The sequence below is a fragment of the Photorhabdus machadonis genome (assembly GCF_052657765.1).
Window position 1 is genome coordinate 2,750,378 of the sequence record NZ_CP199761.1, and the last position, 25,153, is coordinate 2,775,530.

General features: G+C 53.4%; 19 protein-coding genes. 16 read left to right on the forward strand and 3 right to left on the reverse strand.

The features are described 5' to 3' along the window. Positions 1-18 precede the first annotated feature (18 nt). On the reverse strand, positions 19-1,059 hold the full coding sequence (locus ACUN2T_RS13060; protein WP_445493454.1) for a DNA-binding protein: 1,041 nt from the start codon (positions 1,057-1,059) through the stop codon (positions 19-21). Between the two features lie 197 nt (positions 1,060-1,256). Here ACUN2T_RS13060 and ACUN2T_RS13065 point away from each other — a divergent pair, with 197 nt between their 5' ends. After that, complete coding sequence (locus ACUN2T_RS13065) at positions 1,257-1,427, forward strand: hypothetical protein (RefSeq protein ID WP_445493455.1); 171 nt, start codon at positions 1,257-1,259, stop codon at positions 1,425-1,427. Between the two features lie 437 nt (positions 1,428-1,864). On the opposite strand, the gene ACUN2T_RS13070 is transcribed toward ACUN2T_RS13065, so the two are convergent. After that, a complete protein-coding gene (locus tag ACUN2T_RS13070; protein ID WP_445493456.1) occupies positions 1,865-2,074 on the reverse strand; it encodes a DUF2938 family protein in 210 nt (69 codons plus the stop codon). A 902-nt stretch (positions 2,075-2,976) separates the two neighbouring features. Between ACUN2T_RS13070 and tssB the strand changes: the two genes are divergently transcribed. The 4 genes from tssB to tssL are packed head-to-tail and all read left to right on the forward strand — an operon-like array spanning position 2,977 to position 7,048. Continuing rightward, positions 2,977-3,474, forward strand: coding sequence for a type VI secretion system contractile sheath small subunit (tssB, locus tag ACUN2T_RS13075; RefSeq protein ID WP_445493457.1), 498 nt, complete (start codon positions 2,977-2,979; stop codon positions 3,472-3,474). Between the two features lie 31 nt (positions 3,475-3,505). Continuing rightward, positions 3,506-5,038, forward strand: coding sequence for a type VI secretion system contractile sheath large subunit (gene tssC, locus ACUN2T_RS13080; protein WP_445493458.1), 1,533 nt, complete (start codon positions 3,506-3,508; stop codon positions 5,036-5,038). A gap of 4 nt (positions 5,039-5,042) precedes the next feature. Further along, a complete protein-coding gene (gene tssK, locus ACUN2T_RS13085; RefSeq protein ID WP_445493459.1) occupies positions 5,043-6,389 on the forward strand; it encodes a type VI secretion system baseplate subunit TssK in 1,347 nt (448 codons plus the stop codon). Next, the gene (tssL, locus tag ACUN2T_RS13090) at positions 6,386-7,048 is read left to right on the forward strand and encodes a type VI secretion system protein TssL, short form (protein WP_445493460.1); all 663 of its coding nucleotides are present in this window, start codon (positions 6,386-6,388) and stop codon (positions 7,046-7,048) included. The genes tssK and tssL overlap by 4 nt, the downstream gene beginning before the upstream one ends. Positions 7,049-7,168: 120 nt before the next feature. On the opposite strand, the gene ACUN2T_RS13095 is transcribed toward tssL, so the two are convergent. After that, positions 7,169-7,387, reverse strand: coding sequence for a hypothetical protein (locus ACUN2T_RS13095; RefSeq protein ID WP_445493461.1), 219 nt, complete (start codon positions 7,385-7,387; stop codon positions 7,169-7,171). 302 nt (positions 7,388-7,689) lie between these two features. On the opposite strand from ACUN2T_RS13095, the gene ACUN2T_RS13100 reads away from it, so the two are divergent. From ACUN2T_RS13100 to ACUN2T_RS13150, 11 genes are all read left to right on the forward strand, one after another. Then, entirely contained in the window at positions 7,690-8,787 is a 1,098-nt protein-coding gene (locus ACUN2T_RS13100; protein WP_445493462.1) for an OmpA family protein, read from the forward strand. A 4-nt stretch (positions 8,788-8,791) separates the two neighbouring features. Further along, complete coding sequence (locus ACUN2T_RS13105) at positions 8,792-9,283, forward strand: Hcp family type VI secretion system effector (RefSeq protein WP_445493463.1); 492 nt, start codon at positions 8,792-8,794, stop codon at positions 9,281-9,283. 169 nt (positions 9,284-9,452) lie between these two features. Then, entirely contained in the window at positions 9,453-12,110 is a 2,658-nt protein-coding gene (gene tssH, locus ACUN2T_RS13110) for a type VI secretion system ATPase TssH (protein ID WP_445493464.1), read from the forward strand. After that, the gene (locus ACUN2T_RS13115; RefSeq protein WP_445493465.1) at positions 12,107-14,500 is read left to right on the forward strand and encodes a type VI secretion system Vgr family protein; all 2,394 of its coding nucleotides are present in this window, start codon (positions 12,107-12,109) and stop codon (positions 14,498-14,500) included. The genes tssH and ACUN2T_RS13115 overlap by 4 nt, the downstream gene beginning before the upstream one ends. Before the next feature lie 11 nt (positions 14,501-14,511). Next, positions 14,512-15,549, forward strand: a complete 1,038-nt coding sequence (locus ACUN2T_RS13120; protein ID WP_445493466.1) for a DUF4123 domain-containing protein — start codon at positions 14,512-14,514, stop codon at positions 15,547-15,549. Next, positions 15,546-18,164, forward strand: a complete 2,619-nt coding sequence (locus tag ACUN2T_RS13125) for a T6SS effector BTH_I2691 family protein (RefSeq protein ID WP_445493467.1) — start codon at positions 15,546-15,548, stop codon at positions 18,162-18,164. Before ACUN2T_RS13120 ends, ACUN2T_RS13125 begins: the two co-directional genes overlap by 4 nt. Beyond that, positions 18,161-19,162: a putative type VI secretion system effector gene (locus ACUN2T_RS13130; RefSeq protein ID WP_445493468.1), complete on the forward strand. Its 1,002-nt coding sequence runs from the start codon at positions 18,161-18,163 to the stop codon at positions 19,160-19,162. The genes ACUN2T_RS13125 and ACUN2T_RS13130 overlap by 4 nt, the downstream gene beginning before the upstream one ends. Before the next feature lie 171 nt (positions 19,163-19,333). Beyond that, positions 19,334-20,083 carry a hypothetical protein gene (locus tag ACUN2T_RS13135; protein ID WP_445493469.1) on the forward strand — a complete coding sequence of 250 codons (750 nt, stop codon included), beginning with the start codon at positions 19,334-19,336 and terminating at the stop codon, positions 20,081-20,083. Between the two features lie 54 nt (positions 20,084-20,137). Continuing rightward, the gene (locus ACUN2T_RS13140) at positions 20,138-20,413 is read left to right on the forward strand and encodes a PAAR domain-containing protein (protein WP_445493470.1); all 276 of its coding nucleotides are present in this window, start codon (positions 20,138-20,140) and stop codon (positions 20,411-20,413) included. Further along, entirely contained in the window at positions 20,413-21,585 is a 1,173-nt protein-coding gene (locus tag ACUN2T_RS13145; RefSeq protein ID WP_445493471.1) for a hypothetical protein, read from the forward strand. Before ACUN2T_RS13140 ends, ACUN2T_RS13145 begins: the two co-directional genes overlap by 1 nt. Next, positions 21,578-24,949 carry an ImcF-related family protein gene (locus ACUN2T_RS13150; RefSeq protein ID WP_445493472.1) on the forward strand — a complete coding sequence of 1,124 codons (3,372 nt, stop codon included), beginning with the start codon at positions 21,578-21,580 and terminating at the stop codon, positions 24,947-24,949. Before ACUN2T_RS13145 ends, ACUN2T_RS13150 begins: the two co-directional genes overlap by 8 nt. Positions 24,950-25,153: the final 204 nt, after the last annotated feature.

Sequence of the window (25,153 nt, forward strand, 5' to 3'; positions counted from 1 at the left end):
ATTTAGCCTTTCGCGCCATCAGTTTTCCTCTTTCTTTTTCCCTCCCTTGCCAGCTTTAACGAGTTCTAGCTCTAACCCTGAAATTTTGGTCAGTGCCTCATTGAGTTTCTGTTCAAGTTTCTTGGCCTGCTGGTCTTTTTCCTGTAACTGACCAGCCATCACGCCTTTATCTTGAACAAGAGAGCGAGCTTCCGCTTTGGCGCTGGAGAGTTTGGCTTCCAGCTTTTGGATATCACCAGATAGGCGCTGGCACTCTCGTTCTAAGGATTCGCCATGAGCTTTGGCTGTGGCAAGGAAGTCCTGTGATTGGGCCAATTTGGCCTGTGTATTTTCGAGCTGCTCTTTTAACACTTTATTCTGCTCGTGAGCGGCCCGGAGCTTTTCTGTCTGCTCTATACTTTTGCCCTTTTGGACCGCTAACTCACCCTCTGTAGTTGCCAATTTTTGGCTCAAAGAGCGATTTTCGCTTTCAGCTTGCTCCAAGTGGTCCTGGGCTCGGGTAAGATCGGCGGCTTTCGCCTCCAGCTTTCCTTCCAAATCCATGATCCGCTTTTCTAGCTTCTCGATGTCAGTTAGAGAGCGTTCTAACTCCGCAGATTTGAGAGATAACGAGTTCTCGGTTTTAGTTAGGGCTGCATCGCTCTCAGCTTTTTTGTTGGTGAGAGTCTCAAGCTGCTCTTCAAAAAGCTCAGCTCTTTCGGTGGCATCATTAGCCATATCCACGGCTTGCTGCATGTCTTCCTGGAACTCAAGCTCTTTCTGACGCAGGAGCTCTCGCTCGCGCTCAAGCTGCTCATCAGCGCTGGCTTTGGCTACCGTGTAGATTTTCTGGATAAAGAGCTGAGCATCACTCATAACCGATTCAGGCAGAACGACTTCTACCGGTTCATCATCGAGAGAATGTTCCTCTGACCATTGTTTTAGATATGTTGATATGGTGGTGTAGCTTCCCTTGCCAATGAGATCTCTGACTGCGATGACAGTTGGACGTTTACCCGCGTCTTTGAGTCTTTGTGCCGCTGCGGCCACATCGTCGTACTCAACCAATTTTCTAGCCATAATAACGTTCCTTTTTATTTACAGTAATTACGATAATTACTGTAATTATACATTACTACAAGGTAGATTGAAATTGTTTCGGTTGCACAAAACCCTTCTGTACTAGTACAGAGAAAATTTGTGGGCCAGCATATCTTCAAACCACAGCTGTTAATAGGCGAATCTTTGAAGGAGGAAATAAAGATTCGGATGTTGTTATGCGGATTATAAACGTAATTCGGCAGAATGGTATGTTGGCATTGAGTCTTGAAGTTCTTCTGGCTGAGGTTGAGTTACCGGTTGACGATGAGTTGATAGCATTTCTTCCTTTTGTGAAACGATATATTTCTGATTATGATGAGAAATACCCGAAATTGGGTTATAAGTAGTCATAGGTGAGAATGTGATTTACTAGGGGTTGTTGGTGTATTTGAATGGCTTAATCAGGTGTAACTCCATGACGGGGAGGTACTGACCTTATCTGTTTTGCGCCGCAGCCAATCCGGGATTTCGTGTCTGGCTGGTGACAGAACAGTGATTGAGGCCGCGCGTTCTCATTATCATCTTTTGACTCAGGAAGCGATTTCACGAGAAATAAGTGCCCTCATGGCAGCGCCTGCCACTGTGCAGACAGAAAAACGCATTAAGCAATTACAGTTTTTTAGCACAGCTTTTTGGGAGTATGAGGGAATATTAGTCAGTTAAGTCTGTTCAATTGCTACCCAACAATAAATATTTTTGCCGATTTTCATTTACACATGCTGTGCTATAAATTGGCTGCCGGTAGCACATTTTGGACAAATAGGGTAATTAGTCGGGCTGTACCTTAGTTAAAAGTAAAGGCTGACAGATACAAACCGATACCAAAAGAGACATGTGCGACAAGGCTACGTAGTCCTGTGACATGAGGTTTAGGCGTCTTCGAAGCCGCAAATCCGAAACCGAAACAGGGTTGCATAATAAAGAAGAGGGCAACGGTTGAAATCGCGCCCAAAAGGGTCGGTGAGTCTATCCAGCTTTGACAATAAACAACCACGTAAAAATGAGCCCAATCAGGTAATGTGCTGTCCAGCCAAGTATCTGGTATCGGCGTTCAGCGGTGTTTTATAACATCTATCGTTGACTTAAATGGACCGGCGTCTCCGGGACATAAATATAAAACGGAAATCCGAAAACAAATCATCGTCTCCATTATCAATAATCGCATTTTCCCGTACTTCGGCTCCCTATTTCAGAAACAACCTCTTCAATAACTTTCATGCCATCAAAAAGAGCCAAAAAAATATCCCTGATTATCGCATAGGATAGGACTTCCTCATTTCCATCCGCATTATCCTGCAAAGTCTATAATTAACCCGCGGGTTACCCGGCAATATCATGAATATGACGCGGCTTAATTGAATGTATTCTCATTCGCATAATCTGACTGATAACCATTCTCTTTTTTACCCCTCCAATCAGGCACGGTTTATTGATGATTTAGTGAATTGAAAAATAATATAAAGTTAAAAAATATCACTGAGTTTGATTGTGCTGAATGGTCTTAATGATAACAAAATAAACAAGTCGCTATCATTTTATAAAAACAAACACCACTTTATTGTGAAAAAATCTGGAAATCGTTTAGGTTTGATTTATATATTATCTGTTTTTACCCTCGTATGTCAGGTTTTATCGCTCAATAGTCTTGAACAAAAAGTGCTATTCGATAAAAAATATCTTGCTTTTAGATAAATCAGTTTACAAAATCGGCCTGGTTAGGAAATGATCTGCCCGGTAAAAACGTTTATTTATGGCGGCGGATCTTGTCGGTGTTCTCTTATTTACTGCCCGGTTAACGGCCTGCTCTGAAATATCTGAATCCGTTTTTTGTTCCTGAAATTTATTGGGCATGATCCTCATGCCTGGCGTTCTTTTTTTATTGCTGAGGAGCCGGTGATGGCCCAGAGTTTTCAAAATGAAATCCCCAAAGCCCGGGTGAATATTAAATTGGATTTGCATACCGGTGGTGCGCGGAAAAAGGTTGAACTGCCGCTGAAATTATTGGTGATGGGCGATTACAGTTATGGCCGGGATAATCGTCCCCTCTCGGAAAGAGAAAAAATCTCTATTAACAAAAACAATTTTGACAGCGTGATGGCGGAATTCAGCCCTGCGCTTAACCTGACGGTGCAAAATACCCTGGCTGAACATGGCGGCGAAGAAAATATCGCCCTCACGTTCCAGCAAATAAAGGATTTCGATCCTGAACACGTGGCCCGCCAAATTCCCTCACTGCGGGCGTTACTTTCTATGCGTAATTTATTGCGCGATCTGAGATCCAACCTGCTTGACAACGCCACCTTTCGCCGGGAGCTGGAGCACATTCTCCAGGATGACACGTTGAACGATCAATTGCGGGCTGAACTGGCGGCGCTGGTGCCGACAGCCATTTGATGATGACCGTATTGTAGTCAGGAGAGAAGTGATGACGGTACAAGAACAAACCGCTTCTGCTGCGGCAGGCACACCCTACGCCGAAGGCAGTGTTTATCAATCCTTGTGTGAAAAAATCCATTTACAGCCGGTCGAACGACTGAGTGATATCGACCGCTTTCAGTGCAGTGATGCGCTGGCGGATGTCACGGCGGATGAACGGGTGACCGCGGCGGTCAGCGTTTTTCTCACGCTGTTGAAAGCCTCAGCACGAAAAGTCGAGCGGCTGGATAAGGCCTTGCTGGATAACCATCTCAGCGAGCTGGACCAGCAAATCAGCCGTCAGTTGGATGTGGTGATGCATCATCCGGCTTTCCAGCAAGTTGAATCCGCCTGGCGGGGTCTGAAATTTTTGGTTGACCGGACGGATTTTCGTCAAAACGTCAGCATTGACCTATTGGATGTGACCAAAGACGACTTACGGCAGGATTTTGACGATGCGCCGGAAATTGTGCAAAGCGGCTTCTATCTCCACACTTACATTCAGGAATACGATACGCCGGGCGGTGAGCCGATCGGCTCGGTGATTGCCAATTACGAATTTGATGCTGGCGCACAGGATATTGCCCTGTTGCGTCATATCGCCAAAGTATCAGCTGCGGCGCACATGCCCTTCATTAGCGCGGTCGGGCCCGCCTTTTTTGGTAAAAAAACCATGGAAGAAGTGGCAGCGATTAAAGACATCGCCAGCTACTTTGACCGTGCGGAATACATCAAGTGGCAGGCGTTCCGCGACAGCGACGATGCCCGTTATATTGGCCTGACGATGCCCCGTGTACTCGGGCGTTTGCCCTATGGCCCGGATACCGTGCCGGTACGCGCCTTTAACTATGTCGAAGAGGTCACCGGGCCGGATCACAATAAATATTTGTGGACCAACGCCGCGTTTGCGTTTGCCGCCAACCTGGTCAGGAGCTTTATCAGCAATGGCTGGTGTGTGCAGATCCGCGGGCCGAAAGCGGGGGGCGCGGTCACGGATTTACCGATCCATCTCTACGATCTGGGGACCGGCAATCAGGTCAAAATTCCGTCAGAAGTGATGATCCCGGAAACCCGCGAGTTTGAATTCGCCAATCTGGGGTTTATGCCGCTCTCGTACTACAAAAACCGCGATTACGCCTGCTTCTTTTCGGCCAACTCGGCGCAAAAACCGGCGTTGTACGACACCAATGAAGCCACCGCCAACAGCCGTATCAATGCGCGTCTGCCCTATATCTTTCTGCTGTCACGGATTTCTCACTATTTGAAGTTAATCCAGCGGGAGAACATCGGCACCACCAAGGACAGGCGTCTGCTCGAAATTGAATTGAACAACTGGATCAACACGCTGGTCACGGAGATGACCGATCCGTCAGACGCTGTGCAGGCATCTCACCCGCTGCGCGAAGCGCGCGTCATGGTTGAAGATATTGACGACAACCCCGGTTTCTTCCGGGTCCGGTTGTACGCCGTGCCCCATTTTCAGGTGGAAGGACTGGACGTCAATCTGTCTCTGGTTTCTCAGATGCCGAAAGCCAGGGGGTGACACCATGAAAATTGAGCGTCCGTTATGGGTGACGGGCACTATCCTGTCGCCCCAACAGTTTCAGCAACAGGCCCGCTGGGAGGCGTATGCCCGTGAATGTGTTGCCCGACTGGGGGGGCTGCCTCCCTGGGGGGTGCTGACCGCCGTGTTTGATACAGACACCCTGGCGCTGGGGCACCTAAAAGCCCATCACCTGTGTGTGCGTTTTGCTGATGGATCGCTGATTGACACCGATCAGGCGGATCGCTTACCCCCGGTGCTGGAGCTGGCGACAGTGTTGTCGCCAGAGACGCAACAGGCCACCGTCTTACTGGCGTTGCCGCACACTTACGCGAACGGGGGGAATTGCCTTAAACCCGATGAACAGGCTGATCGTCCGGTGCGTTACCGGCAGGAGTGGGTGCCGGTACAGGATGAATTCAGTGACCGCCATGAATCGATGGCGGTGGCCCGTTATGCCGTGTCGCTGCGCGTTGACGGGATGGAAAACGGCCAGTATCTCACCTGTCCCGTTGCCCGTTTGTTACGTGACGCCCAGGGCAACTGGGCCTTTGACCAACAGTTTGTGCCGCCGTTACTGCGGCTGAGGGCGAATGCCGGGCTGATGGACCGGCTCGATCGATTGCTGACGCAGTTGCGGGCTAAACAGGCCCGGTTGATGGGCATGCGCCGTGAGAGTAACGAGCGGATGGCGGATTTTGCTGTGGCGGACGTCTCATTGTTTTGGCTGCTCAATGCGCTGAACAGCTATGAACCGGTACTGCGTGATTTTCGGGCGCACGGGGAGGGGCACCCGGCGTTGTTTTACCGTGAAGCGGTCAAGCTGGCGGGCAGTCTGCTGACATTTTCGCTCGATCATGACGCCGGGGGGATCCCGCGTTATCAGCACGATAACCTGACGGCGGTGTTGCCGCCGCTGTTTGACCTGCTGAGTCAGTTACTGGAAATCAGCCTGCCGTCGCGGATGGTCGCCATTGAGCTGACAAAATCGGCACAGCAATGGACCGGGACGCTCCACGATACCCGCCTGCGTGACGCGGCGGATTTTTATCTTTCTGTCCGTTCCGCCGTTCCCGCACACCAGTTGCAGACCCGGTTTCCGCTGTTGTGTAAAGCCGGGGCACCGGATGAGGTTAACCAGATGATTAACCGGGCGCTGACCGGGATCCCGCTGGTGCCGATGAATCATGTCCCGGCGGCGGTCCCATTGCGGCTGGAGAACCAGTATTTTGCCCTTGACCTGTCCCATCCGGCGGCGAAAGCCATGCTGGCGGCGGGAACCTGTGCTTTCTATGTGTCCGATGTCCTGGGCGATATTCAGCTTGAACTGTTTGCGGTCTTGAGAACATGAATCCATCACACTTATTCACTAAAAAATTGTCACCGGATATTGATGCCCTGTTGCAAAACAGCTACTTACTGGTCACCAAACTGCGCCAGGGCGTGCCAGTGGATCAGGGGAGCACGGTATGGCAACACTGTATCGACGAGATAGAACAGGCGCAGGGGGCGCTGTCTGCTGCCGGCGTCAGTGACGCCGCACGGGGACACATCCGTTATGCGTTGTGTGCGCTGTTGGATGAAACCGTACTGACACGGGCACCGGACGAGGGCTATGCAGCCTGGCGCGCCACCTCGTTGCAGGCCCATTTCTTTGGCACCGCTGAAGCGGGCAACCGGTTATATGAGCGGATACGTACGGTTCTGGATGAACCGGTGCCCGATCAGGCGGTCCTGACCTGTTTTCACCGGGTGTTGCTGCTGGGGTTCCAGGGGGATGACCGGGAGGACACGTCATTGATACGTGAACAACTGATCACCCGCTTAAGTCAGCACATCTTACCGTTCGACAGTTTTCAGCCCTCGCCTGCGCGGGTCAGAATCTTACCGTCTTTTGCCGGGCTACGTGCCATTGGCGGTCCGCTGATCACGACGATAATCGTGCTGACCGGTGTCTGGTGGGGGTTGAGGCAGTATCTGATCACGCTGCTGCCGGGGTGGGCGCAATGAGTGTGATGTGGCGACGGGCGCTATGGGGATGGGCTGCCGGGTTAGGGCTGCTGCTCTGTCTGGTCTGGCTCCCCTTATCGCCGGGAGGCCGATGGGTGAGTGGCGCTATTATCCTGCTCTTCACGCTGGTCGGCCTGTTTTATCCCGCGCGATCCCGGCGACGGCAACACCCTGACCGCCTGTCGGCAATGCTGCCCCCGGACCGCGATCGTCGCCCGGTGGTGCTGGTGTGCAGTCACGTCCAGGACAGCCTGTTTGGTGATGCACCGTGGCGTCAGACGCCGCAGGGCGGCTGGTTATGTTTACCGTCAGGGATCGCGTTGTCTGATAGCGTGGCAAGCCTGCTGGCTGCCCGGCCTGCCTGGGGCGGCCAATTGAGCGTGATGGCCGTCATCACCCCGCAACAGTCCCGGGATGAGAGGGCCCTGGCGGGTTGGGTACGGGAACTGCGCTGGCAGCTTTCTCAGGTCCGTCGCCGCCAGGGTATTCCGTTACCTTTCGTGCTGATCGGTTACTTAGCCGGGGTGCCCCAACGTCCTGATTCACCGTGGTTTGCGTGGCAGGCGGGTCAAAACACCGTCACGGTCTGGCGCCAGGGCGTCTCGGCGCAACCGCTGGCGGACTGGTTGGGCGAGGGCAGCGTGGCGGAACAGGCCGCCCGTTTTCAGTGTGGGGTTGAGCTGACCAGCTGGGCCGGCTGGATGCAGGCAGGCGTATTACCCGCTTGCCTGACCCCCGAATACGCCCTGCCGCCGTGTCCGCCTCAGGCGATGGCGCTGACCTTTGTGCCGGCATTACCGCAGCGGTTAACCGGTCATCTCTGGCAACAGTGGTTGCAAACCCAAACGGCGCTCAACAGCGCCGGTGACCCGGTCAGCTCACCGGATACCAGGAGGCCGGTATTACCCTTCCCGGACCCGGTATGGCCTCTGTTACCCGTGAGATCATGGCAGCCCGCTGGGCTGCGGGCTCTGAGGCGGGCGTTAGGGCTGTTTCTGCTGGCGGGAATGACCGCGCTGGGCTGTTCGGCCTGGTATAACCGGCAAGAGTTGCGTCAGGTGGACGATGACTGGCAGCACTATCACGCTGTCGCCATGACGGATGCGCGCGGCAGAGCGCAGGCGGTGGCAGTATTGCGGGACGATGCCGGTCGTCTTGAAGAGTATGACCGTAACGGGGTGCCGTGGCGTCTGGGATTGGGGCTGTATCAGGGGGCGCGATTACGTCTGCCGTTACAGGCGGCGATTGCCCGTTATCACCCTGAGCATCGGGAGAAAACGCCGGTGGCGCCCCGGGTACCCCAGACAATCAGCCTGAATAGCCTGGCCCTGTTTGATGTGGGACAGGCGACCCTGAAACCGGGTTCGACCCCAGAATTAATCAATGCGTTGATCAATATCCGCGCCAAACCGGGCCGGATGATTTTCATCACCGGCCATACCGATGCCACTGGCAATGCCGCGAAAAACCAGGCGCTGTCACTGGCACGGGCCGAAGCCGTCCGTGACTGGCTATTACAGACCGGCGCGTTGTCGCCTGCCTGCTTCGTCGTACAAGGCGACGGGGCGACGCGACCGATCGCGACAAATACCACCGCGGCAGGGCGTGCCGCTAACCGCAGAGTTGAAATCCGTCTGATACCGAACGCGGTCGCCTGTCCGCGACCGCCAACGGTGCCGGGCGTTTCAGCAACAACGTCGCCGAGACTGGCGACATCATTGACACAACAACAGGAGTAAACTTATGGCGATCCCCGCTTATTTGTGGTTGAAAGATGACGGCGGTGCCGACATCAAAGGGTCTGTGGATGTTCAGGACCGGGAAGGCAGTATCGAAATTGTGGCGTTGGAACATGCATTGCATATCCCGACCGACAACAATACCGGCAAGCTGACCGGGACCCGCGTGCATGCCCCACTGGTGTTCACCAAAGAGGTTGATGCCGCGACCCCGTATTTGTATAAAGCGGTCACTTCGGGTCAAACCCTGAAATCTGCCGAGATCAAGTGGTACAAAATTGACGACGCAGGGCAGGAAAAAGAGTACTTCAACACCCAGCTGGAAAACGTGAAGGTGGTGAAAGTGGCGCCGCTGATGCATGACATCAAAGATCCGGCCAAAGAGAAGCACAACCATCTGGAACATGTTGAGTTCCGCTACGAAAAAATCACCTGGACTTACAAAGACGGCAACGTCATTCACTCCGATGCCTGGAGTGAACGTTCGACGGCGTAACGTCCGCGTTTTTTTATTTTTTATCGTTTAGAAGCCGGTGGGGCCGTGGGCCCCGCCGGGGACCAAAACACCCGAAATAATGAAGCATCCTGACCTGATGGGCCTCGGTATACGGCTATGGGCGGTAGCGTACCCGAAGCAACCGAGGAACAGGATGGAGAAAACTGTCATGGAAAATCCGTCAGCTATTTTACTGCGCCGGTTAAATCCCTATTGTGCTCAAGCACTGGCGGCCGCGGCCACTTTATGCCAGACACGGGCTCATGCGGAGATCACCGTAGAACACTGGTTACTCAAACTGCTTGAAGGCGGTGAAGGTGATATCACGGTGATTGCCCGACATTATGCGTGGGATATGAATGCGTTGTGGCAGTTGCTGTTGACGCGAATTAATGGCCTGCCCCGCCGTATTCATCGACGTCCCCGATTATCGGCCCCTCTGTGTGAGCTATTACAGATAGCCGGGGCGGTGGCGACGCAGGAAGCGGGCAATGAATCGATTCGTTCCGTGCACCTTTTACAGGGTCTGAGCGGTCAGCTCGCCGGGGAGTGGGCGAGTGATGCGTGGCCGTTACCCTGTTTGAGTGTGACGCAACTGCAACGCTTGCGCCCGCTGTTGGATCGCCACTCAGACGAGTGCCCGGAAAAACAGGTTACGGCGCGTTTGACTGAGGCAGGATCGGCTGTTGACCTGGCGGAGACCGGCGCAGATAACTCCGCGCTCAATCCTCACGCATTATCCCCGGCTTTGCAAAACGTGTTGGATAAATTCACGCGGGATATCACTGCCTGCGCCGCTGAAGGCGGCATTGATCCGGTCTTTGGCCGTGATAATGAAATTCGCCAGATGATCGACATTTTATCGCGCCGGCGTAAAAACAACCCAATCCTGGTGGGAGAGCCGGGCGTGGGGAAAACCGCATTAGTGGAAGGACTGGCGCTGCGGATTGCTGAGGGCGATGTCCCGACCAGCCTGAAAACGGTCAGTGTGCGGGCGCTGGATCTGGGCCTGTTGCAGGCGGGCGCAGGGGTGAAAGGCGAATTTGAGCAGCGGCTGAAAAACGTGATTGAAGCTGTCCGGCAATCGTCCACCCCCATCTTACTGTTTATTGATGAAGCCCACACCTTGATTGGCGCCGGTAATCAGGCGGGCGGCGCAGACGCCGCTAACTTACTGAAACCCGCGTTGGCGCGGGGGGAATTGCGGACTATCGCGGCGACCACCTGGTCGGAGTACAAACGCTATTTTGAACAGGATGCCGCGCTGGAGCGCCGTTTCCAGCGGATTAACGTTGATGAGCCGGATGATGAAACCGCTTGCCTGATGTTGCGCGGGCTGAAAGCGCGTTATGCCCGCCACCACGGCGTCCATATTCTTGATAGTGCGGTACAGGCGGCAGTGACACTTTCCCGTCGTTACCTGGCTGGGCGTCAGCTCCCGGATAAAGCGGTGGATCTGCTGGACACCGCCAGTGCCCGGGTGCGCATGAGCTTAGAGACTTCACCGGCATCGCTGACACAGTTAAAAACCGAGCGTGATTCGCTGGCGATGGAACGGCAGGCGATTGAAGCCGATCAAAATGTGTTGTCAGGTGAAGAGGTTACCCGTCTGGACGCCATCGCGTCCCGGTGGGCCGTGGTGGCGGATCAGGCGGCTCAACTTACTGAACAATATCAACAGGAAAAGGCGCTGGCTGAGCGCATTCTCGCGCAGCGTCAACATTCACCTCAAACACCGGAACTGAAGGCGGATTTGGCGGCGCTGGCGGCGTTACAAGGAGCTGAACCGCTGCTCTCACTGCATGTTGATGTTCGCATGGTCGCCACCGTGGTGGCCGACTGGACGGGCATTCCGTTAAGCAGCGTATTAAAAGACGAACAAACCGGCCTGCTCCGTTTGGAACAGCATTTGGGCGAACGGGTGATAGGTCAGGCGGCGGCGCTGTGGGACATTGCTCAACGTTTACGGGCCGCTAAAACGGGTCTGACGCCGGAGCACGGTCCACTGGGGGTTTTCCTGCTGGTTGGGCCGAGTGGGGTAGGGAAAACTGAAACGGCGCTGGCATTAGCGGATAGCCTGTTTGGCGGGGCGCGTTCACTGATCACGATCAACCTGTCGGAATATCAGGAGCCGCACACGGTTTCCCAGTTGAAAGGTTCCCCACCGGGTTATGTGGGATACGGTCAGGGCGGGATACTGACAGAAGCGGTCCGTCAACGACCTTACAGCGTGGTGCTGCTGGATGAAGTGGAAAAAGCCCATCGTGACGTGCTGAATCTGTTCTATCAGGTATTTGATCGCGGTTTTATGCGTGATGGTGAAGGGCGGGAGATCGATTTTCGCCATACCGTGATGGTAATGACGTCGAATCTGGGCAGTGATCACCTGATGGCGCTATTGGCGCAACAGCCTGACGCATCGAATGCCGCGTTGCATGAACTGTTGCATCCTGTGCTGCGGGATCACTTCCAGCCCGCCCTGCTGGCGCGCTTTCAGACGGTGATTTACCGCCCGTTACCGCCTGAGGCGCTCAAACGTATTGTCGACATCAAACTGGGGCAGGTGACCCGGCGACTCAATACCCATTATGGCCTGACCTGTCAGGTGGAAAGCGCCCTCGGTGACACGCTGGTCAGCGCCTGTCTGCTGCCGGACAGCGGCGCCCGCAATATCGACAGCCTGCTCAACCAGCAAATTTTGCCGGTGTTATCACAGGCGCTGCTGGAACGTCTGGCCCATCACCCTAAACCGGCCGGGGTGATATTGGGCGCCGATGAAACCGGTGAGATCACCCTGACATTCACTGAAACCGAGAGCCCGTCATGAACAACACCACCCCGGCGATCATTTTTGATCACAGCCGTTACAAACTGAAAGTCTGGAAAAATACCGCGCCGCTGGATGTGGTGGCGTTTAGCGGGCAGGAAGGCTTAAGCCAGCCTTTTCGTTACGCGATTGAATTCACCAGCCCGGTGAAAGAGATCAAACCGGCGCAGATGCTGATGCGGGACGCGGCGTTTACCCTGACGTCACCCGCGTTCAATCCGGGGATGCGGGGCATGCCGGTGATACCGCCGGCGCCGTTGCGCACAATCTACGGGGTGATCAGCGAATTTAAACTGCTGTCCACCTCGCGGGATGAAAGCCATTACGCCGTGACCCTGGAGCCCCGGCTGGCGTTGCTGTCGAGAAGCCGCCAATGTGCCCTTTATCAGAAAATGTCGGTACCGGAAATCGTGGAAAAAATCCTGCGTGAACGTCACGGTTTTCGCGGGCAGGATTTCTTATTCACCCTGGCGTACCCCTGCCCGAAGCGGGATCAGGTGATGCAATACGGCGAAGACGATTTGCGTTTTGTGCAACGCCTGCTGGCGGAAGTGGGGATCTGGTACAAACTGACGGCGGACGACCGGCTGAAAATCGATGTGGTGGAGTTTTACGACGATCAGCGTTACTACCAGTTTAATGTCTATATGCCGGCCCGGAATCCGTCAGGCATGCACGGCGGGGAGGGAGACGCGGTGTGGGGCATGGAAACCGCGCATCAGGTGGTGGCAGGCAAAGTGGTGACCCGCGATTATGACTACCGTGACGCGCTGCCGCAATACGGTATGGATGCCGAAGTGGATGTGACGCGGGGCGATGAGACCCTGTATGGCGAAGCGTACCATTACCGGGATAACAACTACCGGGTGTTAGGCAACCGTTACGACCTGGATCCGGCAGTCGAAAGCGGGGTGTTCTATTCCCGGCTGCAACATGAACGTTACCTGAATCGACAGACCCAACTGCGAGGGTTGACGACATCCGCCACGCTGTTGCCGGGTCAGGAGTTGAAAGTCAGGGGTGAAGCGCCGGACGCGTTCCGTAAAGGGGCGGTGATAACCGCTATTCGCAGCAGTGCGCGCCGGGATCGCAGTTTTGAAATGGCGTTTACCGCCATTCCCTACTCTGAAACCGTGTGCTTCCGACCTGTGTTAATCCCCAAACCGCGGATAGCGGGCACCCTGCCGGCCCGGGTGAGCAGCTCGGTAGTAAACGACCGGTACGGGGATATTGATAAAGACGGGTTGTACCGGGTGTCGTTTGACTTTGACCGGGCGGAATGGCCACAGGGGGGAGAAAGCCTGTGGGTGCGTCTGGCCCGCCCTTATGCGGGTGACACCTACGGTTTTCACTGGCCGTTGCTGATAGGTACGGAAGTGGCGATCGCATTTGAAGGAGGCGACCCGGATCGGCCCTACATCGCCCATGCACTGCACGACTCAAAACACCCGGATCATGTCACCTTATTCAACTACAAACGCAATGTGCTGCGTACCCCGGCGAATAACAAATTGCGGATGGATGACGAGCGCGGTCGGGAGCACATCAAACTGAGTACCGAATACGGCGGTAAGAGCCAGCTCAATCTGGGGCATCTGGTTGACAGCCAGAAACCACACCCGGATAAACGGGGTGAAGGGTTTGAACTGCGTACTGATGACTGGGGTGCGATCCGGGCCGGGAAAGGGCTGTTTATCAGTGCAGATGGGCAGACCAACGCGGAGGGAGACGTGTTGGCAATGCCGGCGGCGTTGTCAGAGCTGGATGCGGCCCTTCAGACTGCGGCGGGATTGCGTTACGCCGCTGAAGCGGCGAAAGCGGAACTGGCGGATATCGAAGCCCAGACCGCATTTATGAATCACACCCTCAAAGAGCTGCAACAGCGAGCGCTGTTACTTTCAGCGCCGTCAGGCATTGCTCAGGTGACACCGGGCAGCTTGCAGCTTTCTGCCGGTGAAAATCTGATAGCGACAGTTGGCCGTGATGCGGATATGAGCATCACCAAAAAATTCCGGCTGGCGGTGGGTGAAACCCTGAGTTTATTTGCCAGAACCCTGGGTATGAAGTTGCTGGCCGCCTCCGGCAAGGTGGAGATTCAGGCCCAGACCGGTGAGATGGATTTACTGGCCCAGCAGGCTCTGCGCCTGGTCAGCCAGGAAGACACGGTGACGATATCCGCGAAAACGGAACTGCGGCTGGAATGCGGTGGCGCTTATATCTCGCTGAAAGACGGTCATATTTCGTTTGCCGGCCCGAAGAATGCCCGGTTTCAGTGCGATGTTTTCCAAAAAGCAGGTCCGGTTAGTCAGCGTTCAACCCTGACATTGCCTGACCGTTGTGCGTCAACGGCAGCGCGGATGGCCGATGGGCAAAATGGAATAGTGAATTAAGGGGACACGCCATGACAAAAACTGATATTCAAATGGGTTACGATTTTTCATCCGATGCTGAAATCCGGCAGAAAACCCAGTTGCTGGCTGACTTGCATACCGCATTTACCCGACAGGGGGGGCAGGGGCTATTGTTGGTTGATCCGGCGGTTTTTCTGGATACCCGGCAGGAAGAAAGGTTTCCTGCGGCGATTCTCAATCATCAGTCTGCCGCCATAGCGACTCGGATAAAGCATCCCCGCTTCGAATCCCGTCATTCTCCCTGGCTGATACCGCTGGATATCAACCAGCCTGAGGATGCTTACATGCTGGCGCTGAGTATTACCCAAGCGTTGCAGGAGGCCGACCCGGCAGAGTTGATTGCCGGACGAGGTCGAATGGTGTGTGGCTGGCTGTTCAGTGCCAGCCCGGTATCCACGATTGCACAACATCTTGGTATGACGGCGGTACAAACCTTGTCAACGGTACAGCAAATCGTGCTGCGTTTTTATGATCCGGCGGTAAATAATGCTTTTTGGCCGTTATTGGATACCTGGCAGCGCTCACGCTTGTTGGGACCATTGACCGATTGGTATCTGATCGACGGCGACGGTCAGTTGCTGCATCGGAACAATACGGCACCTTCGGTGGTGCAATATACCTTTTCGCTGGCGCTGTCCCCGGAAAACGTGCAGGAAATGACCTGGTCAGGCCCGATGAACCGGGCACTGCGCCGCTATCGTCAGACACATCGCAACCAGCTACGCCGAACGGAGTCTGAAGCGTTGGACATTATGCTGGCTTTATTGCGCCGGGTCACTGAACGCTATGCCTTTGATAATGTTGTGGATCTGGAGGCGTGTGCCTTGCATGGTTTGTTATACCACCCGGAGATTGATCTACACCCCCGGATACAGTCATTGCTGTCCGGTGAAGAGGGTGACCATACCCGGGGCTATATTGAGCGTACAGTCAGACTGACCACAGAAGAATGGCTGGCACTGGCCTGTGACTGCGTTCGTCCCGATGTTTCCGCTATTCCCCCAGTTAACCAGGAGATTTTGTTATGAGTCTTTCATCCTGTGATATGTGTCAGTCAACCGGCCCGGCACTGTTGCCGGTACGCTATTCGGTGGTGCCGGACAGTCTCCATGAAACCTTGCCGGAGTGGGCCGAGACGTCGTTTCCAGCGGCCAAAGGCTACCATTATGCGCTGCGTGCTCTGCGGCAGGGGTTTTTATACGTCTATTACTCTTATGGCGGTGGTTTTCCACAAGAATGTTGGGAGACCTGGAGCATCAGCGAGGACGGGGCGCTGTGGAGGCAGTACTGTGGACCCTTTGCGGTGCACGGTAAGAAAACCGCGGATTGTCACGCCCCGACGCATCAGAGTACCAATGTGGAGTTTATCGTACTGCGGGATGTCGCGCTGCGTCAGGATACCTGGCTGGCCTTTTCGCCGTCGGCCTGGAGTCCGGAGACAATACAGTATTATCACGATCACCCCGACGCGCGGGAAAAGCGGATGCAGTGCGTGAAATCCTGGCAATGGCGAGGGGTGCCGGAAGGGGAGGGGATCAGCGAGGTCACGGCAGATACCCTGAATACGGTGATGGATTACCACCCGGTGGATATGTATTGCCCCACCTACCTTCTGCCTCACAACCCTACAGCGGCCCGTATCAGCCGGACAATGGAAGAGGCGCCCTACTATGCGTTTACGCCTAACGCGGTTGGCCCGCAGGGCACCCTCTATCCGTGGAGCAAAAATCGGGCCGGGAGTGCGGACGCCACGGTCAGAGCCATGCAAAGACGGGGAGCGGCAGCGGATGGTTCGCCGGTCTCACCGATATTGCTGGCTTTGCACGATCCGATTGGTATTGCTCATGAACTGGCCGGGTGGAGTGATGATATCGCCGGCGAGCACGCTACTTGGTTGAAGGAGTTGTCGATTGAGTTTATGACCGACAGTTCACTCAATGGGGCGGAGAATCAATTGCGTCAAATGAAAGCCGCGGATGTGCAAGGGCAGATTGATAAAGCTCTTGAAGTCACTAAGCAGAAGGAGTATGGGGTTTTTTCTGATCAGCAGAAGGCTAAGCTCAGAGAGAATGTGACTCGTATCATGGTGGAAGCGAATGAGCCCGCTTTTGAGCAAGCTGTTGCCCATGATTGGGAGAAATACACGAAAGAGCTGAATCTGGCGAAACGACAGGCATTTCACCAAAAGTATGCCGATTTTTGTACTGAAGTGGCGAAAAAGCTGGAACAACTGGCCCAGCTCAGGGTGAGCTGGCTCCAGGAGCGTCGGTTTATCACCTGTTGCCGGGATTTTTATTCAACCCGGCTGGCGGATAACCTCAATTACCGGGAAGCGGTGGACTATGCGATGGCTTCACTGAATATCACTGAAACCGGCAGCGCATTTTTAGACCGCTTAATCGACCAGTATTCAACCTTATCGGAGAGCAATATTGTCTGGCGCTCATTACTGCTGAATCACCCGGACGTGATGGCGGAAATGAGCGGATTTTTGCAACAGATGGCCATGAGTAAGGGGGATGTGAAACCGGCAAACATTGAAAAATTTATGGGCGTTGTGTCGTCATTGAGCGGGAAACTGGTCGAGGCTTACGATAAGGCGAATGAAGCGCTGGAAAAACCGCTTAAGGCCAACAGCTCATTTGCCCGTGCCATGTTGCATTGTGACCGGCGACTGGTCACGCTGGGTGACCGGTTCTTTAACTTTACCCGTTTAGGGAAAGTGCTGAACAGCCGGAATGAAATGCTGAGTAAAACGCTGTTCTCGGTGATTTCCGGCGTGCCGTTTGATCAGGCGGTTGAACTGTCGGTCTCACAGCTTAAAGATGGCGATGAGTTTAGGCAGCAGGTGTTGAAGGCGCTGAAGGCATCGGGATCGGATGCTCGCCTTGATACTAAAAATAACTATAACCGTGATTTTAAAGAATTCGCGCAAAGTGCCGAAGGAGAACCCGCATTAAAGCAATCGCGGATTAAATTACTGGTTTTGATTTTCAACGGGTTGGAGTTTGCCAATCAGTTAAAAGAGAGTCAGGGGGATACAAAAGGCCACGCCCAGGTGACTGCGGCGTTTTTAGGTACACTGAGTACCGCGGTGGAGATTGTGACCCCGGCAGTTGAGCACGGCATAAAAAATGTGGCGGCGACTGATTCCATTAAGTTTATTGGGGCAAGTGCTGGGACAGTTGCTTCTGCACTAAATTTTGGTGTCGATATCAGTGACGCGTTTTCTGAATGGTATGGTCAAAGGCGCTGGCAGTTTATTGGTCTTTACGGTCTTAAAGGCGCCGCTGATTTTATGCAATTTACCAAAGCATTAAATGGCTTATTAAAAGTATTAGTTGATAGGGCATTGCTTGCGCCTAAAAACTTACTTCTTGAAGGGACGGCAAGGCTTTTGGCATGGGAATATCTTGCCTGGCTGTGCAGTTGGGAGGCGATGCTCGTTATTTTTATTGTCGAAGAGTTAGTGACGTATTTTTCTGATAATGAGTTACAAAAATGGTGTCGGAATTGTGTGTTTGGTTTGGAGCCGACAAAAAGCTTGAAATCAACCCAATTTATTGACCCTGAATCGCAGCGAAATACGCTGTATGAAGCACAATGTAAAGGCTTTGCTGACGCAATGAAGGATTTGTCATGAGTACCAGTCGCCCTTTTAAAGACGCTATTGACTTTAAGGAAATAAAAAGTCAGAGAAGTAGTCTTAATACACGAATAGCGGTTAAGCGAGAAAGGATTCAGCGCTGCCCTGAAGATAGAGCCGAAGTGGAAAAAGCAATAGCGGAGGTTCAGGCTCAAATTCCGGCATTGGATGCCATTTTAGCAAAAGAGCCGCCCCCGCCGGAATTACCGCCGCGTAAGCCATTAATCAAAGTCAGTGGGGTATTGGAAGAATTTGAGGCGCTCTGTGTGAGAGGCTATTTTTCCGATCGGGAATATGATCTTGCCGCCTTTGCCCGCAAGGAGGAGCGGGATCAATTTGGAGCACTGTTGCTGGCAATGGTAGGAAATAGTTCAGCGGCGGCGGTGACTTCACAGACGCAAGTGAGGCTGGGTGATGTTTGTGATTTTGTGCAGGGAAAAATCAATGGTATTCCTTTCCACGGTTGGCTGGGATTTACCTCCGCAAAAGTGGGTGATTACGTTGAATTAGCGGTGACGGAGCAGGCGGGATATTATGTGGTTTATGCTATCGCTAATCCCGAATTAAGGATTATTTCCATGACCCCGCGTTGCAAACAGGGTATTCATGCAAACGCTAAATATCAGATACGTGGGACCTGGTATGGCTCTTCAGTTATTTGGGTGATGTACATGTTAGTCGGTGTTTTCTTTATTAGAGAAGATATTTTCGAATATATAAAATATGTGTCTTTATTTTGTATTATCATGGCAGTAGTATTTTCGCCCTTCATCTATATTTCCTGTATGAGAAACCCAAAACCTTCATTCAGATTGGCTGAGGCTATTTTCACTGCTTTAGGATTCCCAGACCCTACAGAGGTTAATCTTGAACGATTAACAAAAAAAAGGCTTAAGGAAATTAAGGCTAATTCCCCTGATAGGGAACCCAGTAAAGAGAGTGGAATAGTGTTGCCAGATAAGTATTATTTCGTAAGCCATTACTATTATTACTAATTCAAGTAGCTATGTAATTGATATGGATTTATCAGGATTATCTATGACTGGTCGTAGAGATATGAATAAACTTTCTGACTTTGAAAAAATCAGTAACCCATTATCGAATGGTAAAATGTTATCTAATACTATTCGAGTAATAGGTAATTTTGTGTAAATTAAGGTTTTTTTATGAAACAAATCTATAAAATGGTTTTCGTCGGTTTTGCCATTAATGTATTAATATGTTTGGTTTCACTGGCGGCGACCAGGGCACTTTATGCCAGTTATGATGATCTTTCTTATCAATTACAAAGTGTAGTTGATAAGTTACTTATCGTGGATAAAGTGCTACAGGTTTTCATTTTCCTGCAAATTGTTAATTTATTTATTATTATCAAAATGCCAAAGTATGCAAAAATCAGTTCTTTTATCGTGTCCAGTGTCTTTCCATTGGGGGTGGTTTATTTTATTGGGTGTTTATTGTCGATTCAACGCGTGGCACTTTTCTCCTTCACTGAATGTGAGAATAATCCGTTCCCGGATAGCGCGGTTTGTTTTTTGCGGGACGAGTATCGATACAAAGCGTTAATTTGGAGCGGCGGGGCTATTTTACTCTTGATTAAAGGCTTAAGTAGTACGTGTATCACGATGGCAGTGATGCATTATGTCTCATATCGTAAAATAAAAGATCGTTATTTCTTTGCCGAGAAAGAGGACGGCTTTTTGTTAACCCCGACTACTTTTAGTAAAACGATTTTTTTGCCTTATGGATGTATTGAACGAGTTGAACAACGTAAAAATAAAGTGATTGTTTCCGTCAAGTTAAAGGGAAACATCGACATCGTGTGTTCAACGAAATTTATTGATAGAGCCGAGCTGGAAAAAGTCGTTAATACTCTGTCGCTGGCGGCGTCAAATAATCAGGGTAATCAGCAATAATTATTGCCGCTCTTGAGATGTGAAAAGTTTATTCTTAATTATACCGGAGTCATTATGTTTGAAGGCATTATTCGTCTGGGTGATAAACTCAGCAGCGGCGGTGAAGTGATTTCCGCTTCTTCCTCAATAGAGATTGACGGTAAAAGAGCCGCGTTATTGCATGATGTAGTCAGTTGTCCGCTGAAAGGGCATGGTATTAACCGTATTGTCAAAGCCAATACCCAATTTATCTCTGATGGCAAGCCGGTCGCTTTTGATAAAGCCCTTTGTCAATGCGGTTGTTATGTCATTGCCAGTACATCGAAAATGGGGACCGGAGGGGAAGCGTGATGATCTGGGAAATTCCGGAACCGCATGTTGTGCATTGGCCAGCGTCGTTGAACTGGTCACTCTGGTGGCGGTGGTTCAGTCTGATCTGTTTTGTCGTGGTGGTGGCCGCCAGTGGTTTTTGGTACGTGTCTGAAGATCCCCGTAGCGTGTTCTACGCCGTGGTTGCGGTGGTCGGAACCGCGATGGTGTTCGGGTTGATAGCCGGTTGGCAGCTTTTCCGTTACGGCGTGGAACTGGAGCAGGCGGAGCGACTGACGCAGGAAAACGCCTGGCAGGCAGCGTATTGGCAAGCGTGGGCTTCACAGGGCATGAAGGTCGTGGATTATCAGGCGGTTTTTCCGCCGGAAGTTCCCTCCCCGATGGACAGTGCGGTGTTAGTCAATGGCGATAGCGCTCTGATCTTACCGCCTTTTCCGGGGTATACCCGCTTGTTTGAAGAGGTGTTAGGGCCGATGCGCCAGAGCTTGCTGAAACATGCTGCTCGTCGTCAGTTGACTCTCTATTTCCCTTTACCGGTAGCAGAAACCGTTTGGCAGCAATTCTGCCAGGTTTGGCAAACGCTGGGGTTTTCTGTGTCGCAGTTACAAGGCCCGGTCGTGCTGAAACCGGATTATGCCAGTCAACTCAATGACTGGCTGGTGACGGAAAGTAAGGATCTGATGCTGATAATTACCTGGTCGTGGGAAAGTCAGGGTGGGTGTCGCAGGGCCAGTGATGGCGCTGTGGCCTGGTTATTAGCTGCATCGTCTTCTACGCTGCCGGCAAAATGTTGTTTGCACCGTACGATGATGACAATGCCTGATGATGCTCAACGGGATATCGCCCGGTTTCTGCGTTATCAATGCCCGGCAGTCACGGCGGGGACGCTGTGGGACAACGATGTTGATCCCGCCATAAAAGATCGCTTACTTATCCAGCTAAATCAAGTGTTGGCCTCTTCGTTGTCACCGGAGGTGACGACAGCACCGGTCATGCCGGATCACCAGTGTGTGAGCCACTGGCTGGGGAAATCAGGGGATTTCACCGACTGGTTCACCCTGACGCTCGCCATGAGGATGGCGGAATATCAACATGTCCCTCAGCTTTTTCTGCTTTCTCAGCCTGCTACGTTACAGCTGGGGACGGTTTCCCCAGTAAACCCGGCAATTTCATCAGGAAATTCCTATGTCTAAAGCGTTTATTACCCGTAATCTGGGGGTGGGGCTGATAACCCTGCTGATAGCACTGGTGTCAGGCGGGCTGTTATATCTCCGAGGGGATCAGTTAGGATTAAATACGCTGGCGCTCAAGATAGTCGTCTGGATAGTCAGTATGGTGGGGGTCATCTGGTTGTTGAACCTGATTCGTGACGGTAAACAGAGGACTCCCCCACAGAAAATGCCTGTCAACGCTTTGAGGGGAAAAGCGCTTTCCTCGGAAGAGCCATCTTATTTTTGGGCGCTGAAAAGTTGTGTTCGTCGGCGCTATGGGTATTTCTGGCGTTTTAAGGTGCGGATTTTACTGGTGACAGGTAAAAAGGCGCTCGTGGAAGCCATCGCGCCGGGGCTGACCAGCCAACACTGGCTGGAGGGCCATCGCACGCTCCTGCTGTGGGGCGGCAGTTTACAACACACGGCACCCGATACCGCGCAACTGGCGGCCCTGCGTCGCCTGCGCCGTCTCCGTCCGCTCAACGGCATTGTCTGGGCGCTGACCGAACAACAGAGCGCGCAGCCGGTCTGGATGGATAACGCCCTGCGCCTGTTGCAGAAACAGGCCCGACAGTTACGCTGGCAGGCACCCGTCTATTTGTGGCAGGTGTGTCACAGTCTCTGGTCACAGGAGGGGCGGGTGACTCAGGCGGTGGGCAGCTTTTTTCCTGAACGCTGTACCCCCGAGATTGTGGAGACCCAGCTGCAACAGTTGATTGACCCGATACGCCGGCAGGGGATGCAGCAAGTCCTGGCCGAGAATGCCCATGATTTTTTGTATCGGCTGGCCGCCACCCTGGAGAAAAAAGGCCTTGCCCACTGGCGCAGGGTGTTGACGCCGTGGCTGGCGGAGTACAGTGAGGTGGTGTTGCTGCGCGGGTTGATGTTCAGTCTGCCGCTGAAAGCGACCCCGGATGCAGGACCGCAAAACTGGTTGCCCGATTTTGCCTGGCAGGGGGTGTTGGCTGACAGTCGGCACCGGCACGGCAGACGGATCGGGTGGATCCAGCGGCGCAACGTCTATCGTGGCCTGATGGTGCTGGCTTTATTGTGGGGTGCCGGGACTGTACTCTCCTTTTTCACCAACCGCGATCAGATAGCGGTGGTCAACGCGGCAGTGACCGACCTGAAAGCCCGCCCGGAAGCGTCTGACGCCCAGTTGCTGGCGTTTAAGGCACTGCGTAATGAACTGGGCCGGTTGCAGTACCGGGCCGAACACGGGGCCCCCTGGTATCAGCGTTTCGGGCTGGATCAAAATCAGCCGCTATTGACGGCGGTGCTGCCGTATTACACCCAGATGAATAACCGGCTGATACGGGATAAAGCGGCGGCGATACTGCACCAAAAACTGAGCGCGCTGGTGAATCTGCCCCCGGGCAGCCCGCAACGGGCCCGTCAGGCGAAAGCCGCGCACAACCAGCTTAAAGCCTATCTGATGATGGCGCACCCGGAAAAAGCGGAGGCCGCGTTTTTAACCCGCGTCCTCAATGAAAACGAGCCGGCCCGGGCGGGTATTGCCCCCGGCGTCTGGTTGAGTGCGGCCCCGGATTTGTGGGATTTTTATGCGGAGAATCTGCCTGCCCATCCGGCATGGCGGATTACGCCGGACACGGTGTTGGTCAGTCAGGTGCGGCGGATATTGCTGGACCAGATGGGCCGACACAATGCGGAAGCCACGCTCTACCAGCAGATACTGCAATCGGTGGCGAAGAATTATGCCGACCTGACCTTAAGGCAGATGACCGGCGACACCGAAGCGGCACGGCTGTTTACCACGACACGCGTGGTGCCGGGGATGTTTACCCGTCAGGCATGGGACGGGCAGATACAGAAAGCGATGGATAATGCGGTGGCCTCACGTCAGGAAGCGATTGACTGGGTATTGAGTGATAACCGTCAGGCCGTCCCGGCGGCGGTGTCACCCGGGGAGCTGAAAGTCCGTCTGAGCGCGCGTTACTTTACCGATTTCGCCGGGGCCTGGCAGGATTTTCTCAACAGCCTGCGCTGGAACAACGCGCGTAATCTGGCCGAGGTGACAGACCAGTTAACCCTGATGGCGGACGGGCGTCAGTCCCCGCTGATTGCGTTGATGAACACCGTGGCGTATCAGGGGCAGACCGGCCAGCAAGGCCCGGCGTTATCGGCGTCACTGGTGAAATCCGCGAAGGCGTTGCTGAATAAAACAGCGGTGCCGGTGATTAACCCGCAAACGCCCGAACTGAGCGGGCCAATGGACCGCACCTTCGGGCCGTTACTGGCGCTGATGGGGAAAAATAAGGCATCGGATGTCATAACGGCGGACAGCAACCTCAACCTGCAAACCTTCCTGACCCGGGTCACGCAGGTGCGGCTGAAACTGCAACAGATGAACGCCAGTGATGACCCGTTGGAAATGGCGGGAAGGCTGGCGCAGACGGTGTTTCAGGGCAAAAGCAGTGACCTGACGGAGACGCAGGGTTACGGCAATCTGATGGCGGCCAGTTTGGGGGCGCAGTGGCAGGGTTTTGGTCAGACGATGTTCGTGCAGCCATTAAATCAGGCGTGGCAGGGGATACTGAAACCGTCTGCGGCCAGTCTGAATGCGCAGTGGCAGACGGCGATAGTGGCTAACTGGAATAGGGCTTTTGCCGGTCGTTACCCGTTTGCCGGAGGGGAGAGTGATATCTCATTGCCGATGCTGGGGCAGTTTATCCGCCCGGATACCGGGCGCATTGAGCAGTTTTTGACGCGTCAGTTAGGCGGGGTGCTGCATAAAGAGGGTAATCGCTGGGTGCCGGACAGGGTGAACAGTCAGGGATTGCCGGTTAACCGGCGTTTCCTGAACGCGGTGAATCAGCTCAGTCAGTTATCGGATGTGCTGTTTGCGGACGGCAGTCAGGGGCTGCGGTTTGAGCTGCGGGCCCGGGCGGCGCGGGATGTGGTGGAAACCGACCTGACGATAGACGGGCAGAAACTGCGTTACTTCAACCAGATGGAAAGCTGGCAGCGTTTTCGCTGGCCGGGAGAGACCTATAAACCGGGGGTGATGCTGACCTGGACCAGTGTCAATGCGGGGGCGCGGCTGTTTGGTGATTATTCGGGAACCTGGGGGCTCATTCGCTGGCTGGCGCAGGCGAAAGCGGAAAAGCTGGATGAAAGCCGCTATCGGCTGACATGGATGATGCCGGACGGTTTACCGATAACCTGGATATTACGCACGGAAATGGGCAGCGGGCCGCTGGCGTTGCTGAAACTGCGGGGATTTACGCTGCCGAAAGCGATTTTTGACACGACACCGGGGGACGACACAAAAATGTCGGCGGTCGATGACGATGACCTGACGGAGGGATCATGTTGCAACGATTGATAACAACCTGTCTGGGTGAGCGTGATACAGAAAGATTGCTAAGGCAATGATGACAAAGACAGGTAAGATCGTGACTTGATAAACCTGATTTATGCTCTGAGCTTAAAGCTCGTTAGGAGAGTGAGGAGCCAGTCAGCGGATTATATCGAGGCCCGCAGATCTGTCTGCAATAAGGCCGGATATAGGGCTGCAACCTACCATCGA